This is a genomic window from Streptomyces pseudovenezuelae (assembly GCF_001513955.1).
In the GTDB taxonomy this organism is placed as follows: Bacteria; Actinomycetota; Actinomycetes; order Streptomycetales; family Streptomycetaceae; genus Streptomyces; species Streptomyces pseudovenezuelae.
This window is the reverse complement of record NZ_KQ948146.1, coordinates 368876-385177: the sequence shown is the minus strand read 5'-3', so window position 1 is coordinate 385177 and position 16302 is coordinate 368876. Positions and strand designations below refer to the sequence as shown.

The 16302-nt window shown below is 71.7% G+C and carries 17 protein-coding genes; 10 read left to right on the top strand and 7 right to left on the bottom strand.

Going from position 1 to position 16302, the window contains the following annotated elements; translation table 11 throughout:
* Nucleotides 1–19: 19 nt before the first annotated feature.
* From AQI94_RS13850 to AQI94_RS13835, 4 genes are all read left to right on the top strand, one after another.
* Entirely contained in the window at nt 20–889 is an 870-nt protein-coding gene (locus AQI94_RS13850; protein ID WP_031053410.1) for an intradiol ring-cleavage dioxygenase, read from the top strand.
* Complete coding sequence (locus AQI94_RS13845) at nt 886–1953, top strand: maleylacetate reductase (protein WP_062229746.1); 1068 nt, start codon at nt 886–888, stop codon at nt 1951–1953. Before AQI94_RS13850 ends, AQI94_RS13845 begins: the two co-directional genes overlap by 4 nt.
* A 43-nt stretch (nt 1954–1996) precedes the next feature.
* Complete coding sequence (locus AQI94_RS13840) at nt 1997–2911, top strand: YceI family protein (RefSeq protein ID WP_031049706.1); 915 nt, start codon at nt 1997–1999, stop codon at nt 2909–2911.
* A gap of 313 nt (nt 2912–3224) precedes the next feature.
* Nucleotides 3225–4331 (top strand): NAD(P)/FAD-dependent oxidoreductase, encoded by a 1107-nt coding sequence (locus AQI94_RS13835; protein WP_031049703.1) that lies wholly within the window; start codon nt 3225–3227, stop codon nt 4329–4331.
* Between the two features lie 96 nt (nt 4332–4427).
* Here AQI94_RS13835 and AQI94_RS13830 read toward each other — a convergent pair whose 3' ends face one another.
* Complete coding sequence (locus AQI94_RS13830) at nt 4428–5105, bottom strand: LuxR C-terminal-related transcriptional regulator (RefSeq protein WP_031049700.1); 678 nt, start codon at nt 5103–5105, stop codon at nt 4428–4430.
* Between the two features lie 255 nt (nt 5106–5360).
* Here AQI94_RS13830 and AQI94_RS13825 point away from each other — a divergent pair, with 255 nt between their 5' ends.
* Entirely contained in the window at nt 5361–6212 is an 852-nt protein-coding gene (locus AQI94_RS13825; RefSeq protein WP_031049697.1) for a hypothetical protein, read from the top strand.
* A gap of 76 nt (nt 6213–6288) precedes the next feature.
* Here AQI94_RS13825 and AQI94_RS13820 read toward each other — a convergent pair whose 3' ends face one another.
* Nucleotides 6289–7134: a helix-turn-helix transcriptional regulator gene (locus AQI94_RS13820; protein ID WP_031049694.1), complete on the bottom strand. Its 846-nt coding sequence runs from the start codon at nt 7132–7134 to the stop codon at nt 6289–6291.
* A gap of 103 nt (nt 7135–7237) precedes the next feature.
* Here AQI94_RS13820 and AQI94_RS13815 point away from each other — a divergent pair, with 103 nt between their 5' ends.
* Entirely contained in the window at nt 7238–7945 is a 708-nt protein-coding gene (locus AQI94_RS13815; RefSeq protein WP_031049691.1) for an SDR family oxidoreductase, read from the top strand.
* A gap of 9 nt (nt 7946–7954) precedes the next feature.
* Here AQI94_RS13815 and AQI94_RS13810 read toward each other — a convergent pair whose 3' ends face one another.
* Together AQI94_RS13810 and AQI94_RS13805 are read right to left on the bottom strand one after the other, a co-directional pair.
* Complete coding sequence (locus AQI94_RS13810; protein WP_031049688.1) at nt 7955–9148, bottom strand: CaiB/BaiF CoA transferase family protein; 1194 nt, start codon at nt 9146–9148, stop codon at nt 7955–7957.
* A 167-nt stretch (nt 9149–9315) separates the two neighbouring features.
* On the bottom strand, nt 9316–9774 hold the full coding sequence (locus AQI94_RS13805) for a MarR family winged helix-turn-helix transcriptional regulator (RefSeq protein WP_031049684.1): 459 nt from the start codon (nt 9772–9774) through the stop codon (nt 9316–9318).
* Between the two features lie 151 nt (nt 9775–9925).
* On the opposite strand from AQI94_RS13805, the gene AQI94_RS13800 reads away from it, so the two are divergent.
* Complete coding sequence (locus tag AQI94_RS13800) at nt 9926–10279, top strand: hypothetical protein (protein WP_031049681.1); 354 nt, start codon at nt 9926–9928, stop codon at nt 10277–10279.
* A gap of 15 nt (nt 10280–10294) precedes the next feature.
* Here AQI94_RS13800 and AQI94_RS13795 read toward each other — a convergent pair whose 3' ends face one another.
* Together AQI94_RS13795 and AQI94_RS13790 are read right to left on the bottom strand one after the other, a co-directional pair.
* Nucleotides 10295–11284, bottom strand: a complete 990-nt coding sequence (locus AQI94_RS13795) for a helix-turn-helix domain-containing protein (protein WP_062229785.1) — start codon at nt 11282–11284, stop codon at nt 10295–10297.
* A 533-nt stretch (nt 11285–11817) separates the two neighbouring features.
* A complete protein-coding gene (locus tag AQI94_RS13790; protein ID WP_031061364.1) occupies nt 11818–12795 on the bottom strand; it encodes an alpha/beta hydrolase in 978 nt (325 codons plus the stop codon).
* 245 nt (nt 12796–13040) lie between these two features.
* Here AQI94_RS13790 and AQI94_RS13785 point away from each other — a divergent pair, with 245 nt between their 5' ends.
* Nucleotides 13041–14009 carry a TerC family protein gene (locus AQI94_RS13785; protein WP_031061367.1) on the top strand — a complete coding sequence of 323 codons (969 nt, stop codon included), beginning with the start codon at nt 13041–13043 and terminating at the stop codon, nt 14007–14009.
* 110 nt (nt 14010–14119) lie between these two features.
* Nucleotides 14120–14998 (top strand): LLM class F420-dependent oxidoreductase, encoded by an 879-nt coding sequence (locus tag AQI94_RS13780; protein WP_031061369.1) that lies wholly within the window; start codon nt 14120–14122, stop codon nt 14996–14998.
* On the opposite strand, the gene AQI94_RS13775 is transcribed toward AQI94_RS13780, so the two are convergent.
* Nucleotides 14995–15201, bottom strand: a complete 207-nt coding sequence (locus AQI94_RS13775) for a hypothetical protein (RefSeq protein ID WP_031061372.1) — start codon at nt 15199–15201, stop codon at nt 14995–14997. The genes AQI94_RS13780 and AQI94_RS13775 overlap by 4 nt on opposite strands.
* Before the next feature lie 117 nt (nt 15202–15318).
* On the opposite strand from AQI94_RS13775, the gene AQI94_RS13770 reads away from it, so the two are divergent.
* Complete coding sequence (locus AQI94_RS13770) at nt 15319–16224, top strand: LysR family transcriptional regulator (RefSeq protein ID WP_031061375.1); 906 nt, start codon at nt 15319–15321, stop codon at nt 16222–16224.
* Nucleotides 16225–16302 lie beyond the last annotated feature (78 nt).

Below are 16302 nucleotides of genomic sequence, written 5' to 3'. Positions count from 1 at the left end.
TCGAGCACGAGGAGCCGGGATGACCAGCGACGCGACCGGAAGCAGCGTCACCGAGGAGGCCGTCGCGAGCCTCCACGCGACCGCCGATCCACGGCTGCGCGAACTGCTCGCCCATCTGATCGGTCATCTGCACGACTTCGTGCGCGAGACCCGGCTCACCCAGGAGGAGTGGGAGAAGGCGATCGCCTTCCTGACGGCGACCGGGCAGACGTGCACGGACACCCGGCAGGAGTTCATCCTCCTGTCGGACGTCCTCGGTCTCTCCATGCTCGTCGAGACCGTCAACGGCGACCGTGTGCAGGGCGCCACCGAGTCCACCGTGCTAGGTCCCTTCCACATGACCGAGTCGCCCGTCCGGGAACTCGGCGACGACATCGACCTGGTGGGCGGCAGCGAGCCCTGCGTGGTCAGCGGCCGGGTGCTCTCCGCGGACGGCACCCCGCTGCCCGGCGCCCTCCTCGACGTCTGGCAGGCCGACGACCGTGGCTTCTACGACGTCCAGCAGCCCGACGTACAGCCCGCGGGCAACGGACGCGGACTGTTCACCGCCGACGCCGAGGGCCGCTTCTGGTTCCGCACCTGTGTCCCGGCGCCCTACCCGATCCCCACCGACGGCCCGGTCGGCGACCTGCTCCGTGCGACCGGCCGGCACCCCTACCGGCCCGCGCACATCCACTTCATCGTGGGTGCCGACGGCCACACCCCGGTCACCACCCACATCTTCGTCGCGGGCAGCGACTACCTCGACTCCGACGCCGTCTTCGCCGTGAAGCGGAGTCTGGTGCAGGACTTCGCGAGGACCGACGATCCGTCCCTGGCCGCGGAGTTCGGCATCCCGAACCCCTTCCGGCACGCCCGCTTCGATCTCGTACTGGAGCCGAACGCATGACGTTCATGGGCGACTTCACCTACGAGAGCCGTCCCGGGCGGGTCGTGTTCCGGCCGGGCGCCGCCCTGACCGCGACCCCCGGCGAGGTCGAACACCTCGGCCTGCGACGGGCCCTGGTGGTGTGCGGAAGCCGGGGCGAGGCCGTCGCGCGGGCGGTGGCGGAGGCGCTCGGCGACTCCTGTGCGGGGCTGCACGCCGAGGCCCGGATGCACGTGCCCGTCGAGGACGCCGACCGGGCCGAGGCGGTGGCCCGCGCGGCCGGGGCCGACGGTGTCGTCGCGGTCGGCGGCGGCTCCTCCATCGGCCTCGGCAAGGCGATCGCCCTGCGTACCGGACTGCCGCTGATCGCCGTGCCGTCGACCTACGCGGGCTCGGAGATGACCCCCGTCTGGGGCCTGACCGAGGGCGCGGCCAAGCGCACCGGCCGCGACCCGAGGGTCCAGCCCCGCAGTGTCGTCTACGACCCCGAACTGACCCTCTCCCTGCCCGTACCGCTCACCGTGGCCAGCGGCATCAACGCCCTCGCACACGCGGTCGAGGCGCTCTACGCCCCGGACACCTCGCCGCTGATCGCGCTGATGGCCGAGGACGGCGTACGGGCGATGACCGAGGCGCTGCCCCTGCTGGCCGTCGACCCCGCGGACCTGGAGGCGCGCAGCCGGGCGCTGTACGGGGCGTGGCTGTGCGGGGCCTGCCTCGGGGCGACGACGATGGGCCTGCACCACAAGCTCTGCCACGTCCTGGGCGGCACCTTCGGACTGCCGCACGCCGAGACGCACACGGTCGTGCTGCCCTACGCGCTCGCGTACAACGCCCCCGCCGCCCCCGACGCGTCGACCGCGCTGAGCCGGGCACTCGTCGCCGACGACCCGCCAGGAGCCCTGTGGGACCTGGCCGGACGCCTGGGCGCCCCGCGCTCCCTCGCCGAACTCGGCCTCAAGGAGACCGACCTGGCACAGGCGGCCGTACAGGTGGCGGGACAGCCGTACGCCAATCCGCGTCCCGTGACCGCGGACGGCGTGCGGGAGGTACTCCAGGCGGCCTACGAGGGCCGTCGACCGTGAGGACCGCAGCACCACAGCAAGTCCCCTAAGAAAGGTGAACATCATGGCCCTCGCACTCCTCCGGCGCCGGCGGTCCAAGGCTGCCCTTGCCGAGGCGGCGGGCCTCTCCGTCCCCCTCCCCGAAGGCGCGGGCGCCGTGGCCCGCGAGATCGTCGACCCGATGGGCTCGCCCATGCCGGGCGCGGACGTCACCGTCACCGCCCTGGACACCCACCGGGTCGCGGCCCGCGGCACGACCGACCCCTACGGCTACTTCGTCGCCGTACTGCCTCCCGGCCGCTACAGCCTGATGGCCGCGGCCGAGGGACTCCAGCCGCACCGTGAGACGGTCGAGGTCGGGCCGAGCGGCTCGGCCCCCGCCGAGCGGGTCTGGCTACAGCCGGCCCAGGCGCTCCAACTGCCCACGCCCGGCGTCTGGTTGTTCGATCCGCCGCACACCGCGATCCGCTTCATCGCCAAGCACGTCGGGATGGCGCACGTCCACGGGCGCTTCGAGCGTTTCGAGGGGGGCATCCAGGTCGCGCAGGACATGTCCCAGTCCCGGGTCCAGGTCCGCATCGACGCCTCCAGCATCACGACGGGCAACACCACCCGCGACAACCACCTGCGCTCCGGTGACTTCCTCGACGTGGAACGCTTCCCCCACATCGACTTCGTCAGCAGCCGCTTCGCCTACCGGGGCGGCAGCAAGTGGACCCTGCAGGGCAGCCTGACGATGCACGGCGTGAGCCGTTCGGTCGCCCTCGACACGACCTATCTGGGCACGGTCAACGGCGGCTACGGCGAGGAACTGCGCTGCGCGGCCCTCGCCACGGCGGAGCTGCACCGCGAGGACTACACCCTCAACTGGCGGTCGATGCTGGCCCGGGGCATCGCGGTGGTCGGCCCCACGGTCCAGCTGGAACTGGACGTCCAGGCGATGTACCGCACCCACGACACGCCGACCCCGCCGGAGTAGCGGCCTGACCTGAATGTTTCTTGGCTGCGGCGGGCGCCGGTGAGCTTCCGAGGCCGCCCCCCAGCCGTGGTCACCCGCTGCCGGCTCAGACTGGGGAGCGCCTGGGGACCAGGGCTCGGTGGGCGGCCGGTCCGGCGCCTTCAACTTCGACCACCTCCGGGCCGTGGTCGGCCACCGGTGTTCTCCACGGAAAACTCACACGACCCAACCGAAACTTTATGTTTCAAGCGTTACGCTCGCCGTCATCCGAGTGCTCGGGGGAGCGGCTCGTCCGTCATGGCACTCCCTCCCCCCACGGTTCAGGAGACTCGGCGTGAGTGACGGCGACGTAGTGGTGATCGGCGGCGGCTATGCGGGCGTCCGGCTGGCGAAACGGCTGGACGCGACAGCCCGGGTCACGCTGGTGGATCGCAAGGAGGTCTTCTTCCACCGTATCTCCTCCCTGCGAGCGGGAGTTCGCAGGGAGTGGAGCGCGACCCCCTTCATCCCCTACGACCGGCTGCTGCGCCACGGCCAGGTCGTCGTGGGCAAGGTGGTGCGCATCGACACGGCCGAGCGGCAGGTCGTGCTGGCCAACGGCACCCGGCTGCCCTACGACGTGGTGGTGATCGCGACCGGCGCCGACTACCCGGAACCGGCCCGCTTCGCCGGGACCACCACCGAGGAGGCGATGAAGTCCTTCGCGGAGCACCAGCAGAAGATCACCTTCGCCGAGCACGTCCTCGTCGTCGGCGGTGGGCCCTCCGGGGTCGAACTCGCCGCCGAGATCCGGCTGGCCCGGCCGGACGCCCGGGTCACGCTCGCGCACTCCGGTCCCGCCCTGCTCGGCAACACGGGCAGCGAACGGGCCGGCCGCAAGGCGCGCGCCTGGCTGGAGTCCCATGACGTGGAGGTGCGGCTCGACTCCTTCATGTCCCCGGGCAACGACTTCGGCACCTACCGTGACGCCCGCGGCGACGTCATCACCGCGGACCTGTCCTTCTGGGCCACCGGCACCACTCCCAACACCCTCTGGCTGCGCCTGGGCGGACACGGCGACTGGCTGACCCCCTCCGGGCATGTCAAGGTCGACCGCTCGCTGCGGGCCGAGGGGCAACTGGACGTCTTCGCGGTCGGCGATGTCAACGACGCCACCGAGCTCAAGATCACTCCGGCGGCGCTCGCCCAGGCCGACCTCGCCGCCTGGAACATCCGCGCCCACCTGAACACTTCGGGCCGGCACCGCAAGGAGCCCCGCTTCTACCGGCCCATCCACCGCACCCCGCTGATCGTGCCCTTCGGCCCCGCCGACGGGGTGACGATGCTGCCGGTGCCGGGCGGCGAGACGGCGGTGCTCGGCAGCCGGACCAGCACCCTGGCCAAGGCGAAGACCCTCATGACGCCCTATATGAGGCGTCAACTCGGCTATACCGCCGCCTGATCGGCGCTGTCCCGCTCCTCGGCCGGGAACACGCGCTGTGCAACGCCGAACATCCGGTGCCCCGGGCGAATCACAGTACGCCGGGGGCACCGGAGCTCACGCGTGCAGCACGTGCTGCGGGGGCCGCACCAGGCCCGACTCGTAGGCGAACACCACCGCCTGGACCCGGCCGCGGGCGCCGATCTTGGTGAGGATGTTGCTGACGTGGGACTTCACGGTGGTCGGGGCGATGGAGAGCCGGTCGGCGATCTCGGCGTTGGAGTCTCCGGAGGCGACCGCGGTGAGCACGTCGCGCTCACGTCCGGTGAGGGTGCCCAGCCGGTTGCCCGGTACGGAGCTCTCGACGGCGCGCCGGCTGCGGACGACGTCGATGAGGGCGCGGGTCAGTCCGGGGGAGACGACCACGTCGCCGGCGGCCACGACCCGTACGGCCGCGACCAGTTCGTCGGCGGTGGCGTCCTCGCGCAGATGTCCGGCGGCTCCGGCGCGCAGAGCGCCGTAGGGATCGGCGTCGTCGCTCGTGGTGAGCAGCAGGACGTGCGGGGCGGGCCCGTCCGGCGCGTGGACGAGGCGGCGGACGGTCTCGACGGTGTCCGTGCCGGAGCCGCGGCCGTCCAGCAGGACGATGTCCGGCCGGAGCAGGGCGCTCAGCCGGACCGCCTCCGGCCCGTGAGCCGCCTCCCCGACGACGGTCAGATCGGGCTGGGACTCGAGGAGCATTCGAAGGCCGACGCGCTGAAGTGACTGGCCTGTGGCGATGAGGACGCTGGTCATGGCGTGCGTGCTCCATTCTCGTCCAGCGGGCAAGGTTCTGAACGAAACGGTTTCGTACTCGTGGGAATCAGGCTAACTCCAGAACTATCGAAACGGGAGCGTATCGATTGTGGGGTGGCTCACATCCCGCCCGTGTTTCGGTCCGCGAAGGCCGAAACCGGTCCGGCGTCCGTCGCGCGTGAGGGAGGGGGCAACCCGGGGCGCCCCGGCGGCGACCCCCCAGTGAATCCCGCCCCCACGAAGGGAGTTCACTCCATGCGCACACGCATCGTGCGTCTCGTCACCGTCCTCGCCGCCCTGCTCGCGGTGTTCGCCACGCCCGCCGTCACGGCGACCCCGGCCCAGGCGGCGGACAACTGGAACCCGCCCGCGAACCTCGTCCAGCCGCTCGACGAGGTGTGGCGCCACGTCGAGTCGACCTACCCCGATCTCTACGGCTTCCGCAACTACGGCTGGGACCAGGTCATGGCCAACAAGGGAAGCGTCAACTACTGCGTTCGCTGGGAGTCCGACGCCCCGGTCAGCGCCGCCCTCCGCGACCAGGTCCACGCCGCGCTGAAGAAGCAGTTCGGCAAGTGGACGGCGGCCATGCTCGACAACGGCACCGGCACCAACGCCTGGCCGTACACCACCGTCCCCGTCAACATCGTCGGCTGGGCGGTGAAGAACCGCTCGACCCTGCAGTGGACCGACAACTCCGTCGACATCTACGCCGGGAACCTCGACTCCGGCGGCGCCCCGCAGTGCGCCCCCGACTGCGGCCGCTTCTTCCACCAGGACGGCAACTACGCGAAGTGCCCCGGCGGCGTGACCCGCCACTACGACCAGTCGCTCTGGCTGACCAAGGGCTTCCAGGGCGGCGCCGGCGGGGACTGGGGTCAGCGGGTCGGCCAGGAGTACTTCACCGGGGCCCTCGCCCAGGAGGACATCCACATCTACCTCCACGAGGTCGGCCACACCTTCGGCCTCGACGACTTCTACGACTGGACCCCGACCGGCCAGTGCTGCTTCCTGATGAAGGCGGGCAGCGCGACCCGGATCACCGACTTCGACCAGTGGATGCTGCGTGACTTCTGGCGCCATCTGAAGAGCCGGTACGGCTACTGAGAGCGCGGGCGGCCGGCAGGTCCGGCCGCCCGTCCCGTACGCGACATCGCGGGGAGGGCGGGGGTGCGGGACGTACTCAGCCGCTCTCCACCAGGCTCTGCGTGCCCAGGACCGAGATCAGCCGCAGCTTCTCGGCGGCCTCCGTGCCGGGCTCGGCCGAGTACACGAGGATGTGGAGGTCGTTCTCCTCCACCCGGAGCAGGTCGCAGTCGAGCGTGAGCAGGCCTGCCTGCGGATGCTCGATCGTCTTGTGCGAGGTGGCGAGACGGCCCACCACTCCCGCGTCCCACAGTTCGGCGAACCGCTCACTCCTCGTGCGCAACTCCGCTACGAGAAGAGCGAGTTGGCGGTCGGCGGGATAGCGGGCCACGGTGGCGCGCAGTTCGGCGACCAGGCCCGCCTCGAAGGCGAGCCGTTCCTGCGGGGTGTGCCGTACCCGGGTCGGAGCGCCCGTGAAGTTGCGCCACACGCCGTTGCGTTCGAAGCCGCGCAGGACGGACGGATCACCCATCAGGGCCGCGTACATCGGGTTGGCCAGCAGCAGCGTCATGGCCGCGTCGGAGACCGCGACGGGGGTGTCGACCAGCCGGTCCAGCAGCCGCTGCACGCTGGGCGTGATGAAGCCGGGCACGACGTCGGGACCCGGCGGCACCAGTCCCGCGAGGCCGAAGAGATACGTCCGCTCGTCCCCCGAGAGCCGCAGCGCCCGGGCCAGTGCCTCGACGACCTGCGCGGACGGGTTCGCCGCACGCCCCTGTTCGAGCCGCGTGATGTAGTCGGCCGAGATACCGGCCAGCAGGGCCAGTTCCTCGCGCCGCAGCCCGGCCGCGCGCCGATGGCCCCCCGACGGCAGCCCGGCCGCGTCCGGGGGGACCCGGTCGCGCCAGCGCCGCAGCGCCTGTCCCAGTTCTGTTGCCGCCATGCTCCTCAGTCAACACCGTCGGCCGGGGATGTGCCTGGTACCGCCAGTCCCAGGAAGAAGGGTCTTCTGGCTGATCCCGCCGCGGCCCGGCAGCCTGGGTGCCATGACGACCACACTCATCACCGGAGCGAACAAGGGCCTCGGCTTCGAGACCGCCCGCCGGCTCGTCGAAGCCGGCCACACTGTCTACGTCGGCGCCCGTGACGCCGACCGCGGCCGCCGCGCCGCCGACCAGCTCGGCGCGCGGTTCGTGCAGCTCGACGTCACCGACGACGCCTCCGTCGAGGCCGCGGCCAAGACCCTGGAGGCCGCCGGCGGCCTCGACGTCCTGATCAACAACGCGGGGATCGAGACGCGGACCGAGGACAACAGCGTGCCGGTCGCGGCGACCGTGACCGCCGACCACATGCGCACCACCTTCGAGACGAACGTCTTCGGTGTGGTCCGCGTCCTGCACGCCTTCCTGCCGCTGCTCCAGCGCTCTGCCGCACCCGTCGTGGTCAACGTCAGCAGCGGCCTGGGCTCGCTGACCCATCTCTCCGACCCGGACCACCCCGCCCACTTCTACCCGGGCATCGCCTACCCGACCTCCAAGACCGCGGTCAACATGCTCACCGTGCAGTACGCGAAGGCCTTTCCGGCCCTGCGGATCAACTCCGTGGAGCCCGGGTTCACCAGGACCGACCTGAACGGCAACACGGGCACGCAGACCGTGGCGGAGGGCGCCGAGATCATCGTCCGCATGGCTCAGGTGGCCCCGGACGGCCCGACCGGCGGCTACTTCGACGTCAACGGCCCGCTGCCCTGGTGACCCGCGGGCTCAGACGACCCCGTCGGCACGCAGCGCCGCGATGTCGTCGCCGGTACGGCCGAGTTCCGTGAGGATCGCCTCGGTGTGCTCGCCCACCCCCGGGACCGGGTCCATGCGGGCGGGCAGTCCCGCCAGATCGGCCGGGGGCAGCAGCGCCTCCACCACGGCCCCGCCGGGGACGGCGACCTCGTGCCAGCGGCCACGCGCGGCCAGGACCGGATGGTCGAGGAACGCGGCGACGTCGTTGACCCCGGCGCAGGCGATGCCGATGCCCTCCAGGTCCTTCAGGACCTGCGCGGCGTCGTGGCGCGCGATCCGCTCGGCGACCACGGCGTTGAGCTCCTCGCGGTGGGCGACCCGCGCCGAGCCGGTGGCGAAGCGCGGATCGCCGGCCAGCTCGGGCCGCCGCAGGAAGTCGGCGCACAGGACGATCCACTCGCGTTCGTTCTGGATGGAGAACAGCACGTCCTTGCCGTCGGCCGCCGTGAAGGCGCCGTACGGGGCGATGGTGGCGTGCTGGGTGCCCAGCCGCGGCGGCTGACTGCCTCCGTAGCGGGTGTAGTTGGCCGGCTGGCTCATCCACTCGGCCAGTGCCTCGAACAGGGACACCTCCACCGCGTGGGCCCTGCCGGTGGTGGCGCGGGTGTACAGGGCGGTCAGGATGCCGCTGTAGGCGTACATCCCGGCCGCGATGTCGGCGACGGAGATCCCGACCCGCGCGGTCTCCTCCGCGGTCCCCGTCAGCGACACCAGCCCCGTCTGACACTGCACCAGCAGGTCGTACGACTTGCGGTCGGCCCACGGCCCGTCGGTGCCGTACCCGGAGATCGTGCACGGGATCAACCGCGGCCGGCGCTCGGCGAGGACGTCCGTGCCCAGACCCAGCCGGTCGGCGGCGCCGGGAGCCAGGTTCTGGACGAACACGTCGGCGTCGTCGAGGAGTCGGTCCAGGATCTCCAGGCCGCGCGGGTCCTTCAGATCCAGGGTGAGCGACTCCTTGGACCGGTTGAGCCACACGAAATAGCTGGAGTGGCCGTGCACGGTCGTGTCGTAGCGGCGGGCGAAGTCACCGTCGCCCGGCCGCTCCACCTTGATCACCCGGGCGCCGAGGTCGGCGAGCTGACGGGTCGCGTAGGGCGCGGCCACGGCCTGCTCCAGGCTGACCACCGTGACTCCGGACAGGGGACGCTGCGGCAGGCTCATGCGGCCCTTTGTACGGCCCGTCCGAAAGGGTGTCAACGACTGCCCCGGCCCTCTGACCTGTGCGGTTCACCACCACATGACCCGATGACGGCCGACGGGCCCGGCGGTGGCGGCCGCTGATCCCCCGCTCTGTCCGAGCGTGTGACATGTCGTCCCCCGGGGCTGACTCAGGCAGACACGCCGTGAGCTTCCAAAGCCCGCACCAGGGGGGCGAGTTCGGGGTTGGCGGCGGCCTGGTCGAGGGCTTCTCGCAGGGCCTTCTCGTTGGTGGGGCGGGCCTGTTCGAGGAGGGCACGGCCGGTGTCGGTGACGTCGGTGTAGATACCGCGGCGGTCGGTGGGGCACAGGTAGCGGGCGAGCAGGCCGCGGTCCTCCAGGCGGGTGACCAGCCGCGTGGTGGCGCTCTGACTGAGAACGACGGCGTCGGCGACCTGTTTCATCTGCAGGTGTCCGCCCTCGCCGTCGTGCTGGCGGCCCAGGACGTCGAGCAGGGAGTACTCGCGCACGCTGAGGTCGTGTGCGGACTGCAGGGCCTTCTCGATGTGCGCCTCGATCCGTCCGTGCAGCAGGGAGAGCGCGCACCAGCCCTGGGCGAGGGCGGTGAGCGAGGGGTCTGTGGCGGTCATGGGGCCTGCTTCCTCCGTCCCGATACGGATACCCCCAGGATATTGCATCGCTGAAACTTTCAGCGTCTGCTTCTATAGTGCGCGCGCAACTATCGAACAACGACTATCGGCCCGTACTCCCCTCCACCCGCCCCCGCAGAGAGCGACTCCGATGACGATCCGGCCCTCCACCACAACCCTCTGGCGCCCGACCGGCCCCGTGGAGCTGGACCTGGTCCGTGAGCTCGACTGGCGCGCGTGGCCGCCGAGGCTGCCCGAGCAGCCGATCTTCTACCCGGTCCTCGACGAGGACTACGCGATCAAGATCGCCCGGGACTGGAACGTCAAGCACGACGGCGCGGGCTTCGTGACCCGTTTCGAGGTCGACTCGGACTTCGTGAGCCGCTATCCCGTCCAGCAGGCGGGCGGCCGTACGATCCTCGAACTGTGGGTCCCGGCCGAGGAGCTCGACGAGTTCAACACGCACATCGTCGGCCGGATCGAGGTCGTGCACGAGTTCCGATGAGCCGGTGAGTCACGGCTACGATCGTGCCAAGTGCCGCATCGCCAGGGCCAGTTGCAGCCGCAGTCGCCCCTGGGGGGTGCGCAGCGGCCAGCCCAGCAGGTGCTCCGCGTGGGACAGCCGGTCCTGGAGCGTGGAGTGGTGGACGTTGATCTCGGCGGCGGCCGCCCGCAGGCTCGCCGTCGAGACCACGGCGTGCAGGGTGGCGAGCAGCCAGGGCGTGCCCGCCCCCGCCGCCTCCAGCACCCGGACGTCGGGCGGCGGCTCCGCGCCCGGTGCGACCAGGCCGGCCAGCAGCGCGACGCCGCCCAGTTCGTCGGCGCGCACGACCTGCGGGCCGGGATCCTGAGCCGTGCCCTCGGCGGTGAAGCGCAGCGCGGTGCGGGCGTCCGCCCAGGAGCGCGGCAGATCGAGCACGGGCACGGCGGGGCCCACGCCGAGGCGCCCCGCGGGCAGTTCGGCGTCGGTCCGCCCGGCCACGATCCGGGGCCGCCCGTCGAGCGGGGCCAGCGCACGCGCGGTTCCCGCGGGGTCCAGTCCGAGCGCACGTGCCGCGTGCAGTCGGGCGGCCTCCGGGGCGGCGGCATCCAGCACGGTCTCGACCAGCGCGGGATCATCGGCGGGCGCGCGTCCCCGCGTACGGTCCAGAACGACCCGTACGGCTCCCGCGGCCCGCTCCAGGATCACCGCGTCGACCACACTGGGCGCCGCTTCGGCCCGCTCCAGCCACAGTACGGCGGCCCCACCGGGCGTCAGCGCGGCGCTGGGCCAGCCGGGCTCGGGCGGCACCGCGGAGTCCCGGCGCGTCCCGTCGGCCTCGACCCGGACCTGCACCCGCCGCTCGGCGTCGACCAGCCGCGCGGGCACCCCGGCCAGCACGGCCGCCCCACGCACCAGAGCCTCCAGCCCGGCACGGGACTCGGACAGCCGATCGAAATAGCCGATCACCCGCACCGCGGCCCCGGCATCCGGATCCAGAGCGGTCAACCGCCCGGCCAGCTCTTTCATACGCCCATGGTGCGGCATGAACCCGAACAGGAGCACCCACGACGCCGCAGCAGCCGTCGACGCTCCCGCGGTAGCCGATGCCGCCGAAGGTCCCCGGCCCGGCATCGCCCTGAAGGGGCGCGGGGAACGGCGCGCCCGGCCACGACACCGCCGCAGCCGTCGACGCTCCCGCGGAGGGCGGTGCCGCCGAAGGCCCCCGGCTCGGCAGCGCCCTGAAGGGGCGCGGGGAACGGCGCGCCCGGCCACGACACTGCCGCAGCCGTCGATGCTCCTGCGGAGGGCGGTGCCGCCGAAGGTCCCCGGCTCGGCATCGCCCTGAAGGGGCGCGGGGAACGGCGCGCCCGGCCACGACACTGCCGCAGCCGTCGATGCTCCTGCGGTAGCCGGTGCCGCCGATGGTCCCCGGTTCGGCATCGCCCTGAAGGGGCGCGGGGAACGGCGCGCCCAGCCCCCACACCGCCGCAGCCGCCACCGCGACCGCCGACGCACTTCCTCTCGCGCCCCCGCAACACCCGTAGGGCCCTCGCACTCCCCTAGCTGCCCAACAGCCTCCGCAACCACCCCACCTGCGCCCCCCGCGCCGCCTGCGACAACGCGGCCTGTGGCGCGAAGCCGTCGAAGCCGTGGAAGCCCCCCGGCCACACATGCAGCTCCGCCACTCCACCCGCCTGCCAGATCCGGGAGGCGTACGCGACGACCTCGTCCCGGAACGTCTCCGCCGACCCCACGTCGAGAAAGGCGGGCGGCAGTCCCGACAGGTCCTCGGCCCGGGCCGGCGCCGCGTACGCCGGAACGTCGGGGCCGCCCCGCAGCTCGCCCAGCAGCGCCGTCCAGCCGGTCTCGTTGGCCGTGCGGTCCCAGACGCCGAGTCCCGCCATCTGATACGTCGACGGGCTGTCGTTGCGGTCGTCCAGCATCGGGCACATCAGCAGCTGCCCCATCGCCCGCGGCCCCTTGCGGTCCCGGGCGAGCAGCGCCAGCGCCGCCGACAGCCCGCCCCCCGCGCTCGCCCCGGCGATGACGATCCGCTCGGCGTCGCCCCCGAGCTCCCCGGCGTGCTCGGCCGTCCACACGAGCCCGGCGTAGACGTCCTCGACGGGCGCCGGATGCGGGTGTTCGGGCGCCAGCCGGTACTCCACCGACACCACGACCGCGTCCAGTTCCTTGGCCCAGGCCAGCGGACTGTCCACGCCTACGCGGTTGTTGCCGAGGACCATGCCTCCGCCGTGGACGTGGTAGATCACCGGGCGCCCGGTTCCCGCGGGCGCCGCGGCGGCGGGCCGGCAGATCAGCAGCGAGATCTCCGGGGCACCCTCGGGTCCCGGCACCGACCGGTCCTCCACCTCGAAGAACCCGTCCAGCGTCAGGTCCAGGTCGGCCAGCATCTCGATGCCCGGACCCTGGCGCGCGTCGTCGATCTCGTCCAGGGCGAGGCCGGGTGAGATCACGTCCTTGATCAGATCCAGGGCGGCGCTGAGCTCGGGGTCGAACGGGGGCGGCACATGCGTCATGGCTTCTCCTCACGCGGGGCGCGGCGGCTCGTGGCGTCATGATCGGGGCAGCGGCGTGCGTCCGGGGCGCCGCCGTACGGCGGAACCTGCCCGCCGTACGGCGGGTGGTGGACTTCGGCCATCCGCCATGTTCCGCGTGACCTGCGATTCCTTGCCATCACATGACCCGTTGTTCACCTCATGGAGGTGGAAGGGATCCCGGGTGGTGACAACGCTGTCGATGCCCCCCTGCACAGGAGAAACCAGTGAACGTCTCTCTCACCGCCTGGCTGCTGACCGTCGTCGCCCTGTGCGTGCTGGTCGGCGCCGACTTCTTCATCGGCCGCAAACCCCACGACGTGTCCGTGAAGGAGGCCGGCGTCTGGACCGTCGTCTGGGTCGTGCTGGCCTGTCTCTTCGGACTCGGACTGTTCCTGTACGCCGGTGGGAAACCCACGGGCGAGTTCTTCGCCGGGTACATCACCGAGAAGTCCCTGAGCGTCGACAACCTCTTCGTGTTCGTCCTGATCATGGGGAAGTTCGCGGTGCCCTCGCAGTACCAGCAACGGGTGCTGATGGTCGGCGTCGTGCTGGCGCTCGTCCTGCGCGCAGGGTTCATCGCGGCCGGCGCGGCGATCATCTCCGCGTTCTCCTGGGTGTTCTACCTCTTCGGCGCCTTCCTGATCTGGACCGCCTGGAAGCTCGTCCAGGACGCCCGCAAGGACGGACACGACGAGGAGTACGAGGAGAACAAGCTGCTGAAGATGGTGGAGAAGCGTTTCGGCGTGGCGGACCGCTACCACGGCACCAAGTTGTGGATCGAGCAGAACGGCAAGCGGGTCATGACCCCGATGCTGGTCGTGATGCTCGCCATCGGTTCGACGGACGTGCTGTTCGCGCTCGACTCGATCCCCGCGATCTACGGCCTCACCCAGGACCCGTACATCGTCTTCACCGCCAACGCCTTCGCCCTGATGGGCCTGCGCCAGCTGTACTTCCTCATCGGCGGCCTGCTGAAGAAGCTGGTCCACCTCTCCTACGGCCTGTCGATCATCCTCGGCTTCATCGGCGTCAAACTCGTCCTGCACGCCCTGCACGAGTCCGGCGTCCACGTCCCGGAGATCAGCATCCCCTTCTCCCTCGGCTTCATCGTCCTCGTCCTGACGATCACCACCCTGACGAGCCTGCGCGCGTCGAGGAAGCAGGACGTGGCCCAGGCGGAACGCGTGGGGTGACGGGAAAGCGCGCTTCACGCGCCCCTCGAACCCGTCCGCCCTTGACTTCGAGAGCACTCCAGGATCTAGCGTCGACGAGGTCGGCGAAGGCCCCCTGAACGGAGACGACCATGCGCGTGGGTGTGCACATCAACCGGTTCAACCACCCCGCGGGAGCGCCCGCTCTCGGTGCCGAGCTGGCCGCCGCGGGTGCCGCGGCCGAGGCGGCGGGGGTCAGCTGGCTGTCGGTGATGGACCACTACTTCCAGATGGAGTTCAACGGCGGCGCCGAGGACCCCATGCTGGAGGCCTACTCGACCCTGAGCTTCCTCGCGGCCCACACCGAGACGGTCCGGCTCGGCGCGCTGGTGACCGGAGTGACGTACCGCCACCCCGGGCTGCTCGCCAAGATCGCGACCACGCTGGACGTGCTCTCCGGCGGCCGGGCCGCCCTCGGCATCGGAGCCGCCTGGTACGACCGGGAGCACGAAGGACTGGGCGTGCCGTTCCCGCCCCTCGCCGAGCGCTTCGAGCGGCTGGAGGAGGCTCTGCGGATCTGCCTCCAGATGTGGGACCCGGCGGCGAACGGCCCCTTCGAGGGCACCCACTACCGGCTCGCCGAGACCCTGTGCGTACCGGCCCCGGTCAGCAGCCCGCACCCCGAGATCATGATCGGCGGCAGCGGTGAGAAGAAGACGCTCCGCCTGGTCGCCCGCTACGGCGACGCCTGCAACCTCTTCGCCACCTCGCCCGAGGAGGTCACGCACAAGCTCGACGTGCTGCGCCGCCACTGCGACACCGAGGGGCGGGACTACGACGAGATCCGCAAGACGATGACCTACTCGGTCGACGAGGCCGACGGCGACCTGGAGGCCTTCGGCCGGGACATCGCCGGCTACACCAAGCTCGGCATCGACACGGTCATCCTCGCCCCGCGCACCGGCGCCCCCGCCGAGTGGATCGAGGCCTTCGCGGCACCCGCCGTACGGCGGCTCGCGGACCTGGACTAACCCGCCCGCGCGGCGGAGGGCCGGCTGCGGGAGACCACGCGGGTCCCGCAGCCGTCGCTCACCCGGACCTGCAACGAGCCGCACGCGCACCGGGTCCACACCGTGCCGCCCGTCGCCGTGCCGTGCCGGGACACCACCTGGAAGGGTTCGGCGCCGTCCGGCCAGCCGCAGTGCGGGCAGACGGCGCGGGTCGTGCTGGTCATGGTGACTCCTCGTACCTCGTGGCTGTGTGCGGCCGTCGCGACACAACCCAGGATGCGGCGGAGTCTTCTTGTACGTCCAGGTTGACTTCCCGGACCCGACCTTGAAGCGTGGGCTTCATGATTGACCTGCGCCGGCTCCACGTCCTGAGGGCGGTCGCCCACTACGGCACGGTCACCGCGGCCGCCCGCGCCCTGCACTTCACCCCGTCCGCCGCGTCCCAGCAGATCCGCCAGCTCGCCCGCGACCTGGACGTCGATCTCCTCGAACCCCAAGGCCGAGGGGTGCGGCTCACGCCGGCCGCCGAGAGCCTGCTCGCGCATGCCGACGCCATCCAGGCCCGGTGGGAACAGGCCGAACTCGATCTGCGCGCCGGCCACGGGGAGCCCGCGGGGCCGTTGCGGGCGGGTGGTCTGGCCGTGGCCGTGTCCGCGCTGCTCGCCCCGATGGCGGCCCGGCTGCGCGAGCGGCACCGCCGGCTGAGCGTCAGCATCCAGGAGACGGGCGTGCCGGAGAGCTTCGACCTGCTCTTCGAGGGGGAGATCGACCTGGCGGTCGTGGAGGCGACTCCGCACAACCCGCCGATGAGCGACACCCGCTACGACCAACAGCCCTTGCTTGACGACCCGTTCGACCTGGTCGTCCCCGCGGATCATCCGCTGGCGGACCGCGACCGCGTGGATCTCGGCGACGCGGCCCACGAGGACTGGATCGCCCCCTTCGCGGACAGCCCCTGCCGCACGCACGTCATGGCGGCCTGCGGCGCGGCGGGCTTCACCCCGAGCGTGGTCCACCACGCACGGGACTGGAACGTCACCGCTCACCTGGTCGCCCACGGCCTGGGCGTGGCACTGATCCCCCGCCTGGCCCACCTGACGCCGAACCTGCCGATCACGAGGGTGCGCTGTGCGGGCGACCCCCACCGAAGGCTGCTGACCTGCACCCGGCACGGCGGCCACGAACGCCCCGCGATCGCCGTCGCACTCGGAGTGCTACGGGACCTGGCACCCACGGCGGTGGCCTGAGACGCGTCGAAGTGGGCGCCGCTCAGGGGCGCGGGGAACTGCGCGACCAGCCCCCACCGGCCCGCAGACAGAACACGA